At 39.0% G+C, this 17,985-nt stretch carries 20 protein-coding genes and 1 pseudogene; 18 read left to right on the plus strand and 3 right to left on the minus strand.

Annotated elements, in window-relative coordinates; all coding sequences use genetic code 11:
• The 4 genes from BHE89_RS13200 to nadD all read left to right on the plus strand — a co-directional run.
• Positions 1-491: class I tRNA ligase family protein (locus BHE89_RS13200; RefSeq protein WP_141008298.1), on the plus strand; the 491-nt coding region annotated here is incomplete at its 5' end.
• Between the two features lie 12 nt (positions 492-503).
• The gene (gene lptE / locus BHE89_RS13205) at positions 504-1,052 is read left to right on the plus strand and encodes an LPS assembly lipoprotein LptE (protein WP_069370055.1); all 549 of its coding nucleotides are present in this window, start codon (positions 504-506) and stop codon (positions 1,050-1,052) included.
• On the plus strand, positions 1,049-2,083 hold the full coding sequence (holA, locus tag BHE89_RS13210) for a DNA polymerase III subunit delta (protein ID WP_069370054.1): 1,035 nt from the start codon (positions 1,049-1,051) through the stop codon (positions 2,081-2,083). Before lptE ends, holA begins: the two co-directional genes overlap by 4 nt.
• Positions 2,076-2,747, plus strand: a complete 672-nt coding sequence (gene nadD, locus BHE89_RS13215) for a nicotinate-nucleotide adenylyltransferase (RefSeq protein ID WP_069370053.1) — start codon at positions 2,076-2,078, stop codon at positions 2,745-2,747. Before holA ends, nadD begins: the two co-directional genes overlap by 8 nt.
• Positions 2,748-2,757: 10 nt before the next feature.
• Here the strand turns inward: nadD and BHE89_RS13220 are convergent, their stop codons facing one another.
• Complete coding sequence (locus tag BHE89_RS13220; protein ID WP_069370052.1) at positions 2,758-3,504, minus strand: YbgA family protein; 747 nt, start codon at positions 3,502-3,504, stop codon at positions 2,758-2,760.
• 520 nt (positions 3,505-4,024) lie between these two features.
• Here BHE89_RS13220 and rsfS point away from each other — a divergent pair.
• From rsfS to crcB, 10 genes and pseudogenes are all read left to right on the plus strand, one after another.
• The gene (gene rsfS, locus BHE89_RS13225; RefSeq protein WP_074454116.1) at positions 4,025-4,351 is read left to right on the plus strand and encodes a ribosome silencing factor; all 327 of its coding nucleotides are present in this window, start codon (positions 4,025-4,027) and stop codon (positions 4,349-4,351) included.
• Between the two features lie 2 nt (positions 4,352-4,353).
• Positions 4,354-4,824, plus strand: a complete 471-nt coding sequence (gene rlmH / locus BHE89_RS13230) for a 23S rRNA (pseudouridine(1915)-N(3))-methyltransferase RlmH (RefSeq protein ID WP_069370050.1) — start codon at positions 4,354-4,356, stop codon at positions 4,822-4,824.
• Positions 4,825-4,861: 37 nt separating this feature from the next.
• A complete protein-coding gene (gene mrdA, locus BHE89_RS13235) occupies positions 4,862-6,757 on the plus strand; it encodes a peptidoglycan DD-transpeptidase MrdA (protein ID WP_069370049.1) in 1,896 nt (631 codons plus the stop codon).
• 5 nt (positions 6,758-6,762) lie between these two features.
• Positions 6,763-7,875: a peptidoglycan glycosyltransferase MrdB gene (mrdB, locus tag BHE89_RS13240; protein ID WP_069370048.1), complete on the plus strand. Its 1,113-nt coding sequence runs from the start codon at positions 6,763-6,765 to the stop codon at positions 7,873-7,875.
• Positions 7,876-7,885: 10 nt separating this feature from the next.
• Complete coding sequence (gene rlpA, locus BHE89_RS13245; protein ID WP_069370047.1) at positions 7,886-8,815, plus strand: endolytic peptidoglycan transglycosylase RlpA; 930 nt, start codon at positions 7,886-7,888, stop codon at positions 8,813-8,815.
• Positions 8,816-8,936: 121 nt separating this feature from the next.
• Positions 8,937-10,148: a D-alanyl-D-alanine carboxypeptidase DacA gene (gene dacA, locus BHE89_RS13250; protein WP_069370046.1), complete on the plus strand. Its 1,212-nt coding sequence runs from the start codon at positions 8,937-8,939 to the stop codon at positions 10,146-10,148.
• Between the two features lie 200 nt (positions 10,149-10,348).
• The gene (gene ybeD, locus BHE89_RS13255; protein WP_036912266.1) at positions 10,349-10,612 is read left to right on the plus strand and encodes a DUF493 family protein YbeD; all 264 of its coding nucleotides are present in this window, start codon (positions 10,349-10,351) and stop codon (positions 10,610-10,612) included.
• 160 nt (positions 10,613-10,772) lie between these two features.
• Positions 10,773-11,417 carry a lipoyl(octanoyl) transferase LipB gene (gene lipB, locus BHE89_RS13260; RefSeq protein ID WP_069370045.1) on the plus strand — a complete coding sequence of 215 codons (645 nt, stop codon included), beginning with the start codon at positions 10,773-10,775 and terminating at the stop codon, positions 11,415-11,417.
• Between the two features lie 101 nt (positions 11,418-11,518).
• Positions 11,519-12,486 (plus strand): annotated as a pseudogene (gene lipA / locus BHE89_RS13265) (lipoyl synthase).
• A gap of 13 nt (positions 12,487-12,499) precedes the next feature.
• Entirely contained in the window at positions 12,500-12,874 is a 375-nt protein-coding gene (gene crcB / locus BHE89_RS13270) for a fluoride efflux transporter CrcB (protein ID WP_023581134.1), read from the plus strand.
• Positions 12,875-13,011: 137 nt separating this feature from the next.
• Here crcB and cspE read toward each other — a convergent pair whose 3' ends face one another.
• Together cspE and BHE89_RS13280 are read right to left on the minus strand one after the other, a co-directional pair.
• Complete coding sequence (gene cspE, locus BHE89_RS13275) at positions 13,012-13,221, minus strand: transcription antiterminator/RNA stability regulator CspE (protein ID WP_069370043.1); 210 nt, start codon at positions 13,219-13,221, stop codon at positions 13,012-13,014.
• Positions 13,222-13,418: 197 nt separating this feature from the next.
• Positions 13,419-13,892, minus strand: coding sequence for a methylated-DNA--[protein]-cysteine S-methyltransferase (locus BHE89_RS13280; protein ID WP_069370042.1), 474 nt, complete (start codon positions 13,890-13,892; stop codon positions 13,419-13,421).
• Positions 13,893-14,173: 281 nt separating this feature from the next.
• Between BHE89_RS13280 and nrdH the strand changes: the two genes are divergently transcribed.
• The 4 genes from nrdH to nrdF form a co-directional block, all read left to right on the plus strand.
• The gene (gene nrdH, locus BHE89_RS13285; RefSeq protein ID WP_069370041.1) at positions 14,174-14,398 is read left to right on the plus strand and encodes a glutaredoxin-like protein NrdH; all 225 of its coding nucleotides are present in this window, start codon (positions 14,174-14,176) and stop codon (positions 14,396-14,398) included.
• 10 nt (positions 14,399-14,408) lie between these two features.
• Positions 14,409-14,828: a class Ib ribonucleoside-diphosphate reductase assembly flavoprotein NrdI gene (nrdI, locus tag BHE89_RS13290; RefSeq protein ID WP_069370040.1), complete on the plus strand. Its 420-nt coding sequence runs from the start codon at positions 14,409-14,411 to the stop codon at positions 14,826-14,828.
• A gap of 5 nt (positions 14,829-14,833) precedes the next feature.
• Positions 14,834-16,960: a class 1b ribonucleoside-diphosphate reductase subunit alpha gene (nrdE, locus tag BHE89_RS13295; protein ID WP_069370039.1), complete on the plus strand. Its 2,127-nt coding sequence runs from the start codon at positions 14,834-14,836 to the stop codon at positions 16,958-16,960.
• A gap of 24 nt (positions 16,961-16,984) precedes the next feature.
• On the plus strand, positions 16,985-17,985 hold a 1,001-nt coding region (gene nrdF / locus BHE89_RS13300), incomplete at its 3' end, for a class 1b ribonucleoside-diphosphate reductase subunit beta (protein WP_286146121.1).

Raw genomic sequence — 17,985 nt, forward strand, 5'->3', positions numbered from 1 at the left:
AAAAAGATTTACGTCGCGACTTACATAAAACGATTGCGAAAGTATCAGATGACCTAGGTCGTCGTTTAGCCTTTAACACCGCGATTGCGGCCATTATGGAGTTAATGAATAAGTTAACTCGTGCAACGCAAGAAACAGAACAAGATCGTGCTTTAATGCAAGAAGCCTTAGAAGCCATTGTTCGTATGCTTTCTCCAATCATCCCTCATGCTTGTTTTGTTATGTGGCAGGCATTAGGTGGAAAAGAAGACGTTGATGTTGCACCATGGCCTGTTGCTGATGAAGAAGCAATGATCGATGACACCAAACTGATCATCGTTCAAGTCAATGGTAAAGTACGTGGTCGAGTCACTGTTCCGGCTAATTCAGAAAAAGAATATGTTCAGGAAATGGCGACAAAAGAGTACAGTGTTGCTAAATACTTGGAAGATGTGACTATTCGTAAGGTCATCTATGTTCCAGGAAAACTACTGAACATCGTTGTTGGCTGATAAGGAGGCCTAGTGCGATATCTACTTTCGCTATTTTTCGGTTTAGCGGTGTTAATCACCGCTGGCTGTGGTTTTCACCTTCAAGGTAAAACTCAGGTTCCAGCAGAATTAAAAACGCTTTATCTTAGCTCTGGTGACCCTTATGGCCCATTATCTCGTGTAATGCGTCAACAACTTAGACTTAGTGGTGTCCAACTTGTTGAAAATCCAACAGCAAACATCCCTATTCTTAAAATTGTCGGTTCATCAGAAAGTAAAGAGACCGTTTCTGTGTATCAAGACGGTAAATCAGCAGAACGTCAGTTAACATTTGTGCTTGATGCGCAAGTGATTATGCCTGATGGCACGATTTACCCAATTTCATCACAGGTCTCACGCCCATTCTTCGATAACCCATTAGAAGCATTAGCGAAAGATGCTGAAAATGACATTATCAAGCAAGAGATGCGTGAACAAGCGACAGCAATATTAGTGCGTAAATTATTGGTTGTTCACAACGCTGAACGCCAAAAAGCGACACAAGCTGAGCAGGCAAAACAGATAATCTCACCAGCCAAATGATCCGCTTATATCCAGAACAACTGAATGCGCAGCTCCAAGAGGGGCTGCGCCAAAGTTACCTACTCTGGGGTAATGAACCGCTGTTACTCCAAGAGTCTCAAGATGCTATTCAATCCGTGGCTAAATCCCAAGGATTCATCGAACATTATCAATTCACCCTTGATAATAATACGGACTGGAATGAAATTTACTCGCTTTGTCAATCGCTAAGCCTTTTTTCTCAAAAGCAATCTCTTTTACTGCATTTACCTGAAAATGGTCCCAATGCAGCGATGTCAGAAAAACTCACTCGCCTATCTCAAGAATTACATCAAGATTTATTGTTGATTTTACGTGGCAATAAACTCACAAAAGCACAAGAAAACAGTGAATGGTTTAAAACGCTAAGCCAACACGGAACTTACATTTCTTGTCTAACCCCAGAGCTTGATAAATTACCTCATTGGGTTGCACGTCGAGCAAAACAAAAAGGGTTAGTGCTGGATGAACAAGGTAATCAATTACTTTGCTACTGTTATGAAGGAAATTTACTGGCACTAGCACAAGCTATCGAGCGCCTTTCTCTGTTGTACCCTGATGGTAAGCTAACGCTCCCAAGAGTCGAGGCCGCCGTCAATGATGCGTCACATTTTACCCCTTATCACTGGGTTGATGCATTACTCGCTGGGAAAACACAACGTGCATGGCATATCTTGCAACAACTCAAAAGAGAAGACGCTGAACCAGTCATTTTACTCAGGACGTTGCAACGTGAATTAATGCAGTTGATCACTCTACATCGTGAGTCTAAAACAGCTTCGTTAAAAACGATTTTTGATAAACATCGAATCTGGCAAAACCGACGCCCAATATTCACAGCAGCACTACAACGTTTATCTGAACATCAATTGCTGACAGCAATAAGATTGCTAACAACAATTGAAATTACTCTTAAACAAGATTATGGACAAACAGTTTGGCCTTCTCTTAGTGCGCTAGGGTTATTACTTTGTGGAAAAGCATTGCCTGAAGGATTTGTAAGCCATGCCTAGAACCAATCACTCAACACCTTTAATTAATCAAGCCATCGCTTTATATGGTGGTACATTTGATCCTATTCATTATGGACATTTGCGTCCTGTTGAAGCACTTTCAGGATTAATTGGTTTAAAAGAAGTGATTTGGTTACCTAACAATATTCCTCCTCATCGCCCTCAACCAGAGGCATCTTCTCAACAACGTCTTGAGATGGTACGCCTTGCTCTTGAGCCATACTCCTCATTTAAAGTCGATACTCGAGAGCTTGAGAAGCCAACACCTTCTTATACTATTGAGACACTAAGAGACTTCAGAAAAGAGATCGGTGATAAGCATCCTTTAGCTTTTATTATTGGTCAAGATTCATTACTTTCTATTAATACATGGCATCAGTGGGATGAACTGTTGAATGTATGCCATTTACTAGTTTGCGCCCGTCCCGGTTATCAAACACATTTTGGCTCGGCAAAAATGCAGACATGGCTGACCACGCATCAAACTCATCAGCAAGAAGACATTCATTGTTTACCTGCGGGCAAAATATTTCTCGCTGACACACCACTTTATAATATTTCAGCGACAGAGATTCGAGCTCGTCACAAAGCCGGTTTAGATTGCCACGATTTACTACCTACCCTTGTTGAAGACTATATTCGCCAGCAACAACTTTATAAATAAGATGTTCATTCTAAAGTTGTGCTCTTAAGTCATTAAAAGCAGATGGATAAGGCGAAAAATAGCGTTGATTAATCAAATAATCATCAGGATAAATGGTTAACCAATATTGAAGTAAATCATAAGGTTGAGAGAAAGGCACTACACCTTGACGATATAACAAAATTGTCTGTGACATTTCTTGTTTCTGTTGCGAATTTAGTGCTCGCTTAAAATATCCTGCCATATGCATCAATGCATTAGTTTGTCCTTCTCGATTTGGTGCAACACTTAATGCTCTCATTAGCTTTTGTTGATATGTCGAGGCAATTTCGTCAAGGGAGATTTCGTCAGAAAGATTAGCAATATAGCGTCCTAACTCTCGATAAGCCACTTGTGAATAAGCCATAATCAAATACTTATATCGACTATGGAATTTAATCAAAGCCCCTTTACTTAATAATTGATTAACCTGTTGTTGATAATCAAATAGTGTAAAAAATTGGGTAAGAAAATGATCAAGAGCAATAGGCTGTAAAAGTTGCTCAAAGCTTAATTGAGGTAAGATAAAATTTGATGGTGAAACAATACGATCCCCTTCTTTTCCGATATAACCATAAATTGGCAACAAATGTTCTCTGCTTTGGGGATCTATTTGCAAAATACCTATTTTTTCATCTTTTACGACATGGCAAAGTAACGCTAACTTTTCTTGTAATTGGCGATTGCATTTACTCACAATTTCTGAAGATAGTCCGAGATAATATTCTTTTCTTTCCATTCTTTTTCTCTCTAACTAAAAAAGTATGAGTATGAGCCTGTATAATCTAAACTTAACAAACAAAGTGCAACAGGCTAATTAGGTGTCTAATCAGCATTGACAGACGAGGTTTAGCTGTTATTCTCACCCTCTGTTCCCTTAAGGGAACTGTAAGGTAAAACTGTCGTCTAAACGGAAAAGTTCTTATCTGCCTTCTTTTTGTTATTTATTATGGCGCAGTTAATGGGCATATATGAATTTTTTTTAAATCAAACGTCGAAAAACAAGAAAATGAGGTTGATGTTCTTGTTATTGCTAACTGGAATTAATCATTCAGTAAAATAGATTTATTGGTATAAATTCCTTTAAAATAGCATGCATATTCTAAATAATTTGAGCCGCAGTTAGACAACAAGTGAGTAAGTCTCTAGGAGCATACCAAAGTATATAACTAGTGCAAAATAAATGTCGTCAACAACGCTGCAACTTGAAGTACCACGAGTATGTTATTTTTCGATTGAATTAACTCATTAGATTAAAGGTGATCCTTTTGCAAGGCTCTGAATTACAGCAATTTATTATTGATAAACTTGAAGATTCTAAAGCTCAAGACATTATTGCATTAGATGTACGCGGAAAATCAAGTGTGACTGATTACATGATTATTTGTACAGGCACATCAAGCAGACATCTCATGTCTGTTGCAGATAATCTCGTTGATGATTGTCGCGAAGTAGGGTTACAACCTTTAGGTGTTGAAGGTCAAGGCGTTTCTGACTGGATTGTCGTTGATCTTGGTGAAGCCATGGTACACGTCATGCAAGAAGATAGCCGCCGTATGTATGAACTTGAAAAACTCTGGAGCTGAGTTTGAAATTACAGCTCATTGCCGTTGGTACAAAAATGCCGGACTGGATACAGACCGGCTTTATGGATTATCTTAGTCGATTTCCCAAAGACATGCCTTTAGAACTTATCGAGATCCCCGCTGGCAAGCGAGGGAAGAATGCGGATATTAAACGTATTCTCGAAAAAGAAGGTGAACACATGTTAGCAGCCGTAGGTAAAGGAAATCGCATCGTCACTCTCGATATTCCAGGTGCTCGCTGGGATACGCCAAAACTTGCAGAACAGCTTGATCGATGGAAGCTTGATGGTAGAAATGTCAGCTTACTCATTGGTGGCCCTGAAGGCTTAGCACCCGCTTGTAAAGCTGCCGCAGAACAAAGCTGGTCGTTATCTCCTTTAACAATGCCACATCCCCTTGTTCGTGTCGTGGTTGCAGAAAGCCTTTATCGAGCATGGAGCATTACCACAAACCATCCTTATCATCGTGAATAATCAATAATTGGCGGGTCAGTAAGTGAAGTCAAATGGGATGAAAAGAAAAAAACGTACCCCGTTTCGAGATTATACAGCGGAATCAAAGTTATTTATCCGTCGTGTAATTGTCGCATTTTCAGTAATTATTATATTAAGTGGTATTTTGGTTTTTAACCTCAATCACTTACAGATCGATCGCCATGATGATTACCAAACACGTTCAAATGATAACCGAATTAAATTAGTCCCCATTGCGCCCAGCAGGGGCATTATTTATGACCGCAAAGGTATCCCTCTTGCACTAAATCGCACTATCTATCAGTTAGAAATTGTGCCTGAAAAGGTAACAAACCTACAAGAGACGCTTGAAAGTTTAAGGGATGTTGTTGACTTAACTGACGAAGATATTGCAGCCTTTGAAAAAGAACGCAAGCGTTCACGTCGATTTAGCTCTATTGCCTTAAAAACAACATTAACCCAAGTACAAGTCGCACGTTTTGCTATCAATCAATACCGTTATCCCGGCTTAGAAATTAAAGGCTATCAACGTCGTTATTATCCTTATGGTTCTGCATTAACGCATGTAATTGGCTACGTCGCAAAAATTAACGATAAAGATGTTGAACGCCTTGATAAAGAAGGTTTATCACCTAACTATGCGGCAACTCATGATATTGGCAAGTTAGGCATCGAACGTTATTATGAGTCTGTTTTACACGGAACAACAGGTTATGAAGAAGTTGAAGTTAATAGCCGTGGTCGAGTTATTCGCCAATTACATGAACAGCCTCCACAAGCAGGTAAAGATATCTATCTTACCATTGACCTTGAACTGCAAACCTATATTGAAACATTACTCACCACAAGCCGAGCTGCAGTTGTCGTAACCGATCCTCGCAATGGTGAAATTTTAGCGCTTGTATCAAACCCGAGTTATGACCCTAACTTGTTTGTCGGTGGGATTTCGAACACCGAATATCAAAGGTTATTAAACAACCCAGATAGACCGCTGATCAACCGTACAACCCAAGGTCTGTATCCGCCAGCATCAACTGTAAAACCGTTTATGTCTGTTGCTGCATTAAGTGAAGGTGTAATCACTGCCAATACAACAATTCATGATCCTGGCTGGTGGCAACTTCCTGGCTCTGAAAAACGTTATCGCGATTGGAAACGTTGGGGACATGGAAAACTTAATGTTACAAAATCTATCGTAGAATCTGCGGATACTTTCTTCTACCAAGTTGCTTATGATATGGGAATTGATCGTATATCAACGTGGATGGGTCGCTTTGGTTATGGCGAATATACTGGTATTGATCTATCCGAAGAGCGCAACGGCATTATGCCAACGCGAGAGTGGAAACAACAACGTTATAAAAAGCCTTGGTATCAAGGCGACACGATCCCCGTAGGGATTGGGCAAGGTTATTGGACAGCAACGCCAATTCAAATGGCGAAAGCTTTAATGACATTAATTAATGATGGTCAAGTTAAAACCCCTCACCTACTTTATGGTACAAAGCTTGGCAATGAAATGTTGCCTTATGTTGATACTGAAACACGCCAAATTGGTGATATCAACTCAGGTTATTGGGAATTAGCAAAACACGGTATGTATGGTGTGGCTAATTTCCCTAATGGTACAGGTCGCCGAAGTTTTGCTGATGCACCTTATAAAGTAGCCGCAAAATCAGGAACGGCACAGGTGTTCAGTTACGAAACCTACAATGCGAGCCAATTGGCTGAACATCTTCGTGACCACAAATTGATGATTGCCTTTGCGCCTTATGATAAGCCAACGGTAGCCATCTCTATTATTCTAGAAAATGGTGGCGCAGGCCCTTCTGTCGGTGATATTACAAGACAAATTCTAGACCACATTCTTCTTGGTGATAACAATACTGTATTGCCAGCTTCTCCACCCGCACCACGTGGTTCAGAGGAATAATACTCATGACTGAAAATAATAAGAAAAAATCCTTCTGGACACGGATCCATATCGATCCCTTATTCTTACTTTGTATTATTGCTTTATTAGGATACAGCGCATTTATTATGTGGAGTGCCAGCGGACAAGATCCAGAAATGATGCAACGTAAGATAGGACAGATTGCAATGGGGTTTATGATCATGATAGTCATGGCGCAAATCCCCCCCAGAGTCTATGAAAGCTGGGCGCCTCATCTCTATTTTTTCTGTGTTATTTTGCTTATTCTTGTTGATGTCTTTGGTCAAATAAGTAAGGGGGCACAACGTTGGCTTGATTTAGGTATTGTACGTTTTCAGCCTTCAGAAATCGCTAAAATAGCAGTACCTTTAATGGTCGCCCGATTTATGAATCGTGATGTGTGCCCTCCTACATTGCGTAATACTGCTATTGCTCTAGTACTTATTTTTGTGCCAACTTTATTAGTTGCAGCGCAGCCGGACTTAGGAACATCAATTCTTGTTGCCGCTTCCGGATTATTTGTCCTTTTCTTGGCGGGCATGAGTTGGCGCCTTATCACCGTAGCGATTATTCTTGTTGCCGCCTTTATCCCCATACTTTGGTTTTTCCTCATGCATGATTACCAGCAAGCACGAGTAATGATGCTTCTTGACCCCGAATCAGATCCACTTGGCGCGGGATATCATATCATCCAATCTAAAATTGCCATTGGTTCTGGTGGATTACATGGAAAAGGATGGTTACAAGGCACTCAATCTCAATTAGAATTCTTACCAGAGCGCCATACGGATTTTATTTTTGCTGTATTGGCTGAAGAACTCGGATTAATTGGTGTTTTGATACTACTGACGCTTTATATACTCTTAATCGCGCGAGGCCTATACCTTGCAACGAAAGCACAAAATACATTTGGCAGAGTAATGATTGGCGGATTAATGTTAATTTTCTTTGTCTATGTGTTTGTCAACATAGGCATGGTGAGTGGCATCCTTCCTGTTGTGGGTGTTCCATTACCGCTGATGAGTTATGGCGGCTCTGCTCTTATTGTGTTAATGGCAGGGTTTGGTATCGTGATGTCAATTCATACACACCGAAAACTACTATCGAAAAGTTTATAATGAGGTTTTTATGCGTCTGCAATGGGTTTTGATTGGTATCAGTGCATTGCTACTATCAGGGTGTGTTAGTGATAAGCCGAATACGAATAAACAACCAGCACCATTACCCAATGTGCCAACTCAACGTGTGCTCGGTACTGAGCCACGTTACGAGCCTTATCACCCTACCGCCAATCAAGATTACCGAAAAAATGGGGTGGTTTACCGTATTGTGAGTGATCCTGCCAACTTCAGTGAGCGAGGAGAAGCCGTTGTCTATGATAGTTTAGCAATGAGTCGTTTAACGAGCATTGGTGAGCGCGTTAATCCCTATGAATTTGCTGCCGCACATCCGACATTACCGATCCCAAGCTATGCAAAAATCACAAACTTGCTCAATGGACGCACAATGGTTGTACGTATTAACGACCGTGGTCCTTACGTCAATGGAAAACAAATTCAAGTCACTCCAGCCGTTTCTGATAGCTTACGTTTAATGCCGACAACCCCATTGCTTATTGAAGGAATTGTTGTTGACCAAACAGGCCATATGAGTGGTGTTGGTACACATGGTGCACAGATAGAAAAGAAAACAACAGCATTGCCAGAACGTCCTAATTTTAATGCTCAGCCTGCTGCGCCTACAAGCAACAATATGCCTATTGAGCCTTCAGCTCCAGCTCCAGCTCCAGCTCCAGCTCCAGCTCCAAAGCCAGTATTATCCTCAAATTCCATAGCACAAGGTTTTTATGTCCAAGTCGGTGCTCTCAGTAACGAAAATAATGCTCAGTCTTGGCTCAATGACTTATCATCATTATTTAGCACCCAAGGTGTGATAAATAAAACAGATGGATTATATAAAGTGCAACTCGGCCCTTATTCATCGAAAGATCAAGCCGAAACAATAAAAAACAAATTAAAACAAGTTAAAGATATCACTGGATTTATTATTACCCAATAAGGGATATTTTTACGTAAAATCCTTTTTATATCAGCAAATTCAAGCGTAGAATCGTCTGGATTTCTGATATTTTATTTATCAGCCCCTATTTTTCACTGAATTTTTGGATTAAACAAACAGAATGAAACAAATACTCCCAGCAAAATTACTAAGAACAAGTCTATTAAGCGCCACTTTTGCTTTACTCACAGTAAGTCATCAAGGCATTGCGGAAGATTCCCTAAAAACAATGATACCCGCTGTTCCTAGTATCGAAGCCGAATCTTATATTCTTATTGATTATAATTCAGGAAAAGTACTGGCTGAAATGAATGCCGACGTTCGCCGCGATCCTGCAAGTTTAACCAAGATGATGACCAGCTATGTTATCGGTCAATCTATTCGTGCGGGTAAAATCTCTAATAGCGATATTGTCCCCATTGGTGAAGAAGCATGGGCAACAGGTAATCCTATTTTTCGTGGTTCTTCTTTAATGTTCTTAAAACCGGGTGATCACGTTACAGTCGCACAATTAACGCGTGGTATTAACTTACAATCAGGTAATGATGCTTGTGTCGCAATGGCCTCTTACATTGCGGGAAGCCAAGATACATTTGTGACCATGATGAACGATTACGTTAAACGTCTAGGTTTACAAAATACACAATTCCAAACCGTTCATGGTCTTGATGCCCCTGGACAATACAGCTCGGCGCGCGATATGGCGTTAATTGGTGCTGCATTAATTCGCGATGTACCAGATGAATATGCCATCTATAAAGAAACAGAATACACCTACAACAATATCCGCCAAACTAATCGAAATGGTTTGTTATGGGATACCAGTTTAAACGTTGATGGTATTAAAACAGGCCACACTGCATCTGCTGGCTATAACCTTGTCGCTTCTGCAACTGAAGGCAATATGCGTTTAATTTCTGCGGTTATGGGCGGTCATTCATCTAAAGGTCGCGATGCCGAAAGTAAAAAACTACTTACTTGGGGTTTTCGTTTCTTTGAAACTGTAAAACCATTACAAGTGGGTAAAGAGTTCGCGGCTGAGCCTATCTGGTATGGTGAAACAGATAAAGTACAATTAGGGGTAGATAAAGATGTTTATTTAACTATTCCTCGCGGTCGTTTAAAAGATTTAAAAGCCAGCTATATTCTTGATAATGTAGAATTACATGCACCAGTCACTAAAAATCAAGTTGTGGGAACAATTAATTTCCAACTTGATGGCCAAGTTATTGAGCAGCGCCCGCTTGTTGTGATGAATGATGTAAAAGAAGGTGGTTTCTTTAGCCGTATTATCGACTATATAAAATTATTATTCTCACACTGGTTTGGCTAAGACTTGAAAAAGCTAAATGTGGCCACATATAACTTTCATACAGATATTGGCAGAAACACATTTACCGCCTAAATATTTACCCTAATTACCAGTATCGCATTCCTTATTATGTAAGGAATGCGCTTTTTATTTGCTAAGATTAGGTGTAGAAATACATTATTAAAACAACAGCGCCTGTTGTCTTAAGGAATTACATTATGATGAAAACAAAATTAAACGAGCTGTTAGAGTTCCCATGTTCTTTCACTTATAAAGTGATGGGTCATGCAAAACCAGAATTGGTGGACCAAGTCGTTGAAGTCATTCAACGCCATGCACCGGGTGATTATACACCTTCAGTGAAACCAAGTAGTAAAGGTAATTATCACTCTGTTTCCATTACCATCAACGCAACGCATATCGATCAAGTAGAAACATTATATAAAGAATTAGGTGAGCTTGAACTAGTACGTATGGTTCTCTAATCGTTTCTTCTAATCGATAACTTTTTAAAAGCGCCTTTCATTAAGGCGCTTTTTCTTATTCTGTATCTCCTTATTTTTAATCCTACCTCGGAAAAAAAACATCTCAATCTGGTAGTTCATTTACTGGAGCGTTATACTGCTCTTCACAATTACGCTACAAATGAAGATTTTCACGGTGCAAGACAAGACAATCATTATTCGCCAATTAGGTGTGAAACCCTATTTACCGGTTTCTGATTCTATGCATCAGTTTACGGAAAAAAGGGAAAGTCACACACCGGATGAAATATGGCTCGTTCAACACGAACAGGTTTTTACCCAAGGCCAAGCAGGAAAAGCAGAGCACTTATTAAATACGGGAACTATCCCTGTTATTCAATCTGATCGTGGTGGTCAAGTGACTTATCATGGCCCTGGTCAACAAGTGATGTATGTTTTAATTGATTTAAAACGCAATCATATAGGTGTTCGTCAATTAGTCACCGCTCTTGAAAACACCGTTATTGATACGTTGGCAGAGTTTAATGTAGAAGCTTATGCTCGCGCTGATGCGCCTGGCGTTTATGTAAAGGGTGATAAAATTTGCTCTTTAGGATTACGTATTCGTAAAGGCTGTTCTTTTCATGGACTTGCGCTCAATATCGATATGGATTTATCCCCTTTTTCACGAATAAATCCTTGTGGTTATTCTGATCTAAAAATGACGCAATTAATTGATTTTGCACCTAATACGACAACGACACAGGTAGCACCGTTATTAGTTAAGCATTTTTGTACACAACTAGGATTTCAACCACAGCAATAAAAATGCTATAATTTTTTTAACATTTGTCATATTTTTTTAAAACCCTGATTACCTCAGTCACATCGTGTTAATCACTCTAGATAACTGGAACTGGCACAATTATGAGTAAACCTATTCAGATGGAACGCGGAGTTAAATATCGCGACGCCGATAAAATGGCACTTATTCCTGTTAAAACAGTCGCTACAGAACGTGAACAACTGCTACGCAAACCTGATTGGATGAAAATAAAGCTACCCGCTGACTCAAGTAAAATTCAGGGTATCAAAGCAGCAATGCGTAAAAATGGCCTTCATTCTGTTTTGTGAAGAAGCCTCTTGCCCTAACCTTGCAGAGTGCTTTAACCATGGAACTGCAACCTTTTATGATCTTGGGCGCTATCTGTACACGCCGTTGCCCATTTTGCGATGTTGCTCATGGTCGCCCAAATGCGCCTGACCCACAAGAGCCAGAAAAACTTGCTCAAACGATTAAAGATATGGGGTTACGCTACGTCGTCATTACTTCCGTAGACCGTGATGATTTACGTGATGGCGGTGCTCAGCATTTTGCTGATTGTATTGCGGCTATTCGTGCAAAAAACCCAGCGATCCGTATTGAAACATTAGTTCCAGATTTCCGTGGGCGCATGGATAAAGCACTGGAGATCCTAACGGATACGCCACCCGATGTCTTCAACCATAACCTAGAGAACGTTCCTCGCGTTTATCGTCAAGTACGCCCAGGTGCTAACTATCAATGGTCATTGACATTGTTAGAGCGTTTTAAACAAGCTCACCCTGATATTCCTACTAAATCAGGTTTAATGGTCGGCCTTGGGGAAACCAACGAAGAAATTATTGACGTCATGCGTGATCTGCGTAAACATGGGGTAACGATGCTGACATTAGGGCAATATTTACAGCCAAGTCGTCACCATCTTCCTGTTCAACGCTACGTCAGTCCCGAAGAGTTTGAATATATGAAAGAGCAAGCACTTGCGATGGGCTTTACCCACGCAGCTTGTGGACCATTTGTTCGCTCATCTTATCATGCAGATCTTCAAGCTCAGGGGATTGAGGTTAAATAATAATTTATCTCTCATGCTTAATATTGCAATTGCTGTATTTATAGGTGGTGGTTTAGGTAGCGTATTACGCTGGCTAATTAGCTACCGCCTAAATTCTATTTTTCCTCATTTTGCCACAGGCACCTTTATTGCTAACTGTATTGGTGCTTTTATTATTGCCTTTGGTATCGCATGGTTTAGCAAAGCACCACATATTGATCCCATTTGGAAAATTATGCTAACCACGGGCTTTTGTGGTGGTTTGACAACATTTTCAACTTTTTCTGTCGAAGTTGTCGCACTCTTAACAGAGGGGAAAATAGGATGGGCATTAAGTACGATGGGCGCTAACTTGGCGGGTTCATTTTTAATGACCGCATTTGCATTTTGGTTACTACGAGAGATGTAATACTCGGAATATAACAATTAGTTAAATAACGGGTTTAGCGTTAGATACATAAAAACCCGTTAAAAACGGGCTTTGCGCTAGATATATAAAAACCCGCTTTTATAACGGGTTTTTACTTGTCTCAAAGAAGTCGTTAATTAGATAGCGACAACGTTTGCAGCAGATGGCCCTTTCGCGCCGTCAGTAACTTCAAACTCTACTTTTTGACCTTCAGCAAGGGTTTTAAAGCCTTCTGATGCAATAGCGGAAAAGTGTACAAATACATCTTTGCTGCCATCTTCTGGAGTGATAAAACCAAAACCTTTAGTTTCGTTAAACCACTTAACGTTACCTTTTAATTTAGACATCAAGTTTACCTTTAAAATAGAAAATAAACGCAAGCGTTTTGCGTTGGCTATAGTAAAACAAAAATGATGATTCCCTGTCCACAGTCTAGATCACGAAACTCACATTTTTTTTCTGCCAAATGATTAATATTCAGACAAATCCCATGCCTTAACGCATAGTTTACTTAAGAAACAATACTTAATACTTACAATCTGAACTATTCATCGACGTCTACTTTTTCATATTGAAGTAGCCAACGTTTAATATCTAATCCACCCGTATAGCCGACTAACTTACCGTTATGCCCAATAACTCGATGACAAGGAATAATTAAAGAAATTGGATTACGTGAATTTGCCATTCCTACCGCTCTGCAATAATTGACTGAACCTAATGTAAGTGCCAATTCTTTATAACTCCAAATTTCACCATAAGGAATTGTCTGTAATGTCTTCCAAACACGATTTTGAAATTCAGTTCCTTCCGGCGCTAATGGCACTGAAAACGTCGTGCGTTTACCCGCAAAATACTCTTTTAATTGTTGTATACATTGGTTAATCACTGAGTTTGAATTTACAACAATCTCTTTATCACTCACAAAATAGAGACTCGTGATCCCTTTTTCATTTGCAGTGATAGAGATATAGGGTTTTGGAAAACCTTTAGGTGCATCGAGATAGTCTTGGTACATAATGTTTTCTCTGCTGATTTGTCTTTAGCATCAAGATTAAATCATGCTTGATTGATAAAGCAATCATCTAATTACTCGTATATCTAATAAAAATTGATCAATTGAGCGATCTAAAAATAAAATTTAGGCACTAACTATTTAATTTTAATGATAATCATTATCAAAAATAAAACCACCATATATTGTGTGGTTGAAAATAAATAACTCTATATATAGTATTCAAGGACTTCTCATTATGGATGTGAAAACAGACGCATCCATATTTTTATAAGGGTTATTTTATGTCTGTTATCCTCTATACCAAACCGAATTGTGTTCAATGCAGTGCCACTGAACGCGCCTTAAAACAGAAAAATATTCCATTTGTTTCTGTTGATCTCACCAAAGATACACAAGCCCTCGCTCACATTGTTTCTATGGGATATCGCCAAGTACCTGTTGTGGTTCATGGTGAACAACATTGGTCGGGTTTCTGCCCTGATAAAATCAGACAGATCACGCTCTAAGGAGCATCTTATGCAAACGGCACCTTTGATCTATTTTTCCAGTCGCTCTGAAAATTGCCATCGTTTTATACAAAAGCTCAATTTAAAGGCAACCAGAATTATTAAAGATGAAACATTGCTTGCAACGCAACCTTTTGTGTTGCTTTGCCCAACTTATGGCGGCGGAAGTGCTAAAGGTGCAGTACCTAAAGCGGTTATTCAGTTTTTAAATATTCCTGAAAACCGCCGATTAATACGCGGCGTCATCGCTTCTGGGAATACTAACTTTGGTACAGCTTATGGATTAGCCGGCGATATTATCGCACAAAAATGTCAAATCCCTTTTTTGTATCGATTTGAATTATTAGGTACACCAGAAGATGTAAACCGCGTCAAAACAGGTTTAAGTACATTTTGGTCAAATCTTACTGATCAATGCGTCACGAGATAATTAACATGACACAATCAACAGAACAACTGGATTACCATGCATTAAATGCCATGCTAAATCTCTATGATGAGCAAGGCAATATTCAGTTTGATAAAGACAAATTAGCGACACATCATTTTTTTCGTCAGCATGTCAATCAAAACACCGTATTTTTTCATGATCTAAGAGAAAAATTAGAGTTCCTAGTTCAACAACACTATTACGAAGCTCAGGTATTAGAGCAGTATGAATTTACCTTTATCAAACAACTATTCAAACATGCTTATAGCAAAAAGTTTCGCTTTCAATCTTTTCTTGGCGCTTTTAAATACTACACCAGTTACACCTTAAAAACGTTTGATGGAGAGCGCTACCTTGAACGCTATGAAGATCGTGTTTGTATGGTAGCTCTCACGCTTGCACAAGGCGATACGGATCTTGCTATTCATCTTGTTGATGAAATCATCAGTGGTCGTTTTCAACCTGCAACACCGACTTTTTTAAATTGTGGGAAACAACAACGCGGTGAATTAGTTTCCTGCTTTCTACTGCGTATAGAAGATAATATGGAGTCTATCGGCCGATCGGTAAATTCCGCATTACAACTTTCTAAACGTGGCGGTGGCGTGGCATTTTTGCTCACTAATTTACGTGAAGCAGGCGCCCCTATTAAACGTATAGAGAATCAATCTTCTGGCGTTGTTCCTGTTATGAAAATGCTTGAAGATGCTTTTTCCTATGCTAATCAATTAGGTGCGAGACAAGGGGCTGGCGCTGTTTATCTTCATGCTCATCATCCAGATATTTACCATTTTCTTGATACAAAAAGAGAAAATGCGGATGAAAAAGTTCGAATTAAAACGCTCTCTTTAGGCGTTGTTATCCCTGATATTACTTTTGAATTAGCGAAACGCAATGAAGATATGTATCTCTTCTCACCTTATGATGTAGAGCGTGTTTATGGCATCCCTATGTCAGAGATCAGTATTAGTGAAAAATACAATGAAATGGTGAATAACGCGCAAATTCGCAAAAAGAAAATTAAAGCGAGAGCATTTTTTCAAACGCTTGCCGAGATTCAATTTGAATCTGGCTATCCTTATATTATGTTTGAAGATGCCGTCAATCGCGCTAATCCTATCGCCGGTAGAATTAATATGAGCAATCTTTGCTCTGAAATTTTACAAGTAAACAGCGCAAGTGAATATCACCCTGATTTAAGTTATCGCCATATTGGTCATGACATCAGTTGTAATTTAGGTTCTATGAATATTGCTATGGCAATGGATTCACCTAATTTTGCACATACCGTCAGTACTGCAATTAGAGCATTAAGTAATGTCTCTGAAATGACAAAAATTGAGTCTGTTCCTTCTATTGAAAAAGGTAATCTCGCGTCTCATGCCATTGGTTTAGGACAAATGAATTTACATGGCTACTTAGCTCGTGAAAGGATTTATTACGGATCAGAAGAAGCATTAGATTTTACTAATATCTATTTTTATACCGTCACTTACTATGCGTTATTAGCATCTAATCAATTAGCTATTGAAAAGAAACAGCACTTTAAAGGCTTTGAAAATTCAAAATATGCAACAGGTGAATATTTTAATAAATATGTATCACAACAGTGGTTGCCTAAAACTCAAAAAGTCCACCAGCTATTCAGTCAATCTAATGTTCATATTCCAACCCAAGAAGATTGGCAGACGCTTAAACAATCTATTATGACTCATGGGATCTATAACCAAAACTTACAAGCAATACCACCGACAGGATCTATTTCCTATATAAACCACTCTACATCAAGCATTCATCCTATTGCTGCGCCCATAGAAATTAGAAAAGAAGGTAAGATTGGGCGGGTTTATTACCCTGCTCCTTTTATGACTAATGAAAATCGTCAATATTATCAAGATGCCTATGAAATAGGGGCAGAAAAAATCATCGATACCTATGCTGAGGCTTCTCAACATATCGACCAAGGCTTATCGCTCACATTATTCTTTTCTGATGAAGCAACCACCCGAGATATTAACAAAGCACAAATATATGCATGGCGTAAAGGTATTAAAACCTTGTATTACATTCGTATCCGACAATCTGCATTAGCAGGCACTGAAATCAAAGGCTGTGTTTCGTGTGCACTTTAATAATAACAATAAGGAGAACATAACATGCCATCATCTTTATTAAGCCACGTTAATGCGATTAATTGGAATCGTATTGAAGATGAAAAAGATTTAGAAGTTTGGAATCGCTTAACTATGAATTTTTGGTTGCCTGAAAAAATTCCACTCTCTAATGACATTCCTTCGTGGAATACGCTGACCCAAGCTGAGAAACAACTGACGATCCGTGTTTTTACAGGGCTAACTTTGCTTGATACGATCCAAAACACCGTAGGCGCACCGACTTTAATGCCTGATGCACTCACACCTCATGAAGAGGCCGTGTTATCTAATATCTGTTTTATGGAAGCCGTTCACGCACGCTCTTACAGCTCGATATTTTCCACACTCTGCTTAACAACCGATGTCGATGAAGCATACCGTTGGAGTGAAGAAAACCCTTATTTACAAAAGAAAGCAGAAATTATTTTGCGTTATTATCAAGATAATGATCCTTTAAAGAAAAAAATTGCCAGCGTCTTTTTAGAATCCTTTTTATTTTATTCAGGATTCTATTTACCGATGTATTGGTCAAGCCGAGGGAAATTAACCAATACAGCTGATTTAATTCGTCTTATTATTAGAGATGAAGCTGTTCATGGTTATTATATTGGCTATAAATTTCAAAATCAGTTATTAAATAAATCCGAATTAGAGAAACAAGATATTAAAGATTTTGCTTTCTCATTATTATTAGATTTATATGACAATGAAGTGAAATATACCGAAGATCTTTACGATACTGTTGGTTGGACAGAGGATGTCAAAAAATTTCTTCATTATAATGCCAATAAAGCATTAATGAATTTAGGATATGAAGCCTTATTTCCGGATGAAATAACCGATGTAAGTCCTGCCATTATTTCTTCATTATCACCAGATGCAAATGAAAATCACGATTTCTTTTCTACTGTTGGTTGGACAGAGGATGTCAAAAAATTTCTTCATTATAATGCCAATAAAGCATTAATGAATTTAGGATATGAAGCCTTATTTCCGGATGAAAT

It is taken from the genome of Shigella sp. FC1967 (assembly GCF_001743005.1).
Classification (GTDB): Bacteria; Pseudomonadota; Gammaproteobacteria; order Enterobacterales; family Enterobacteriaceae; genus Proteus.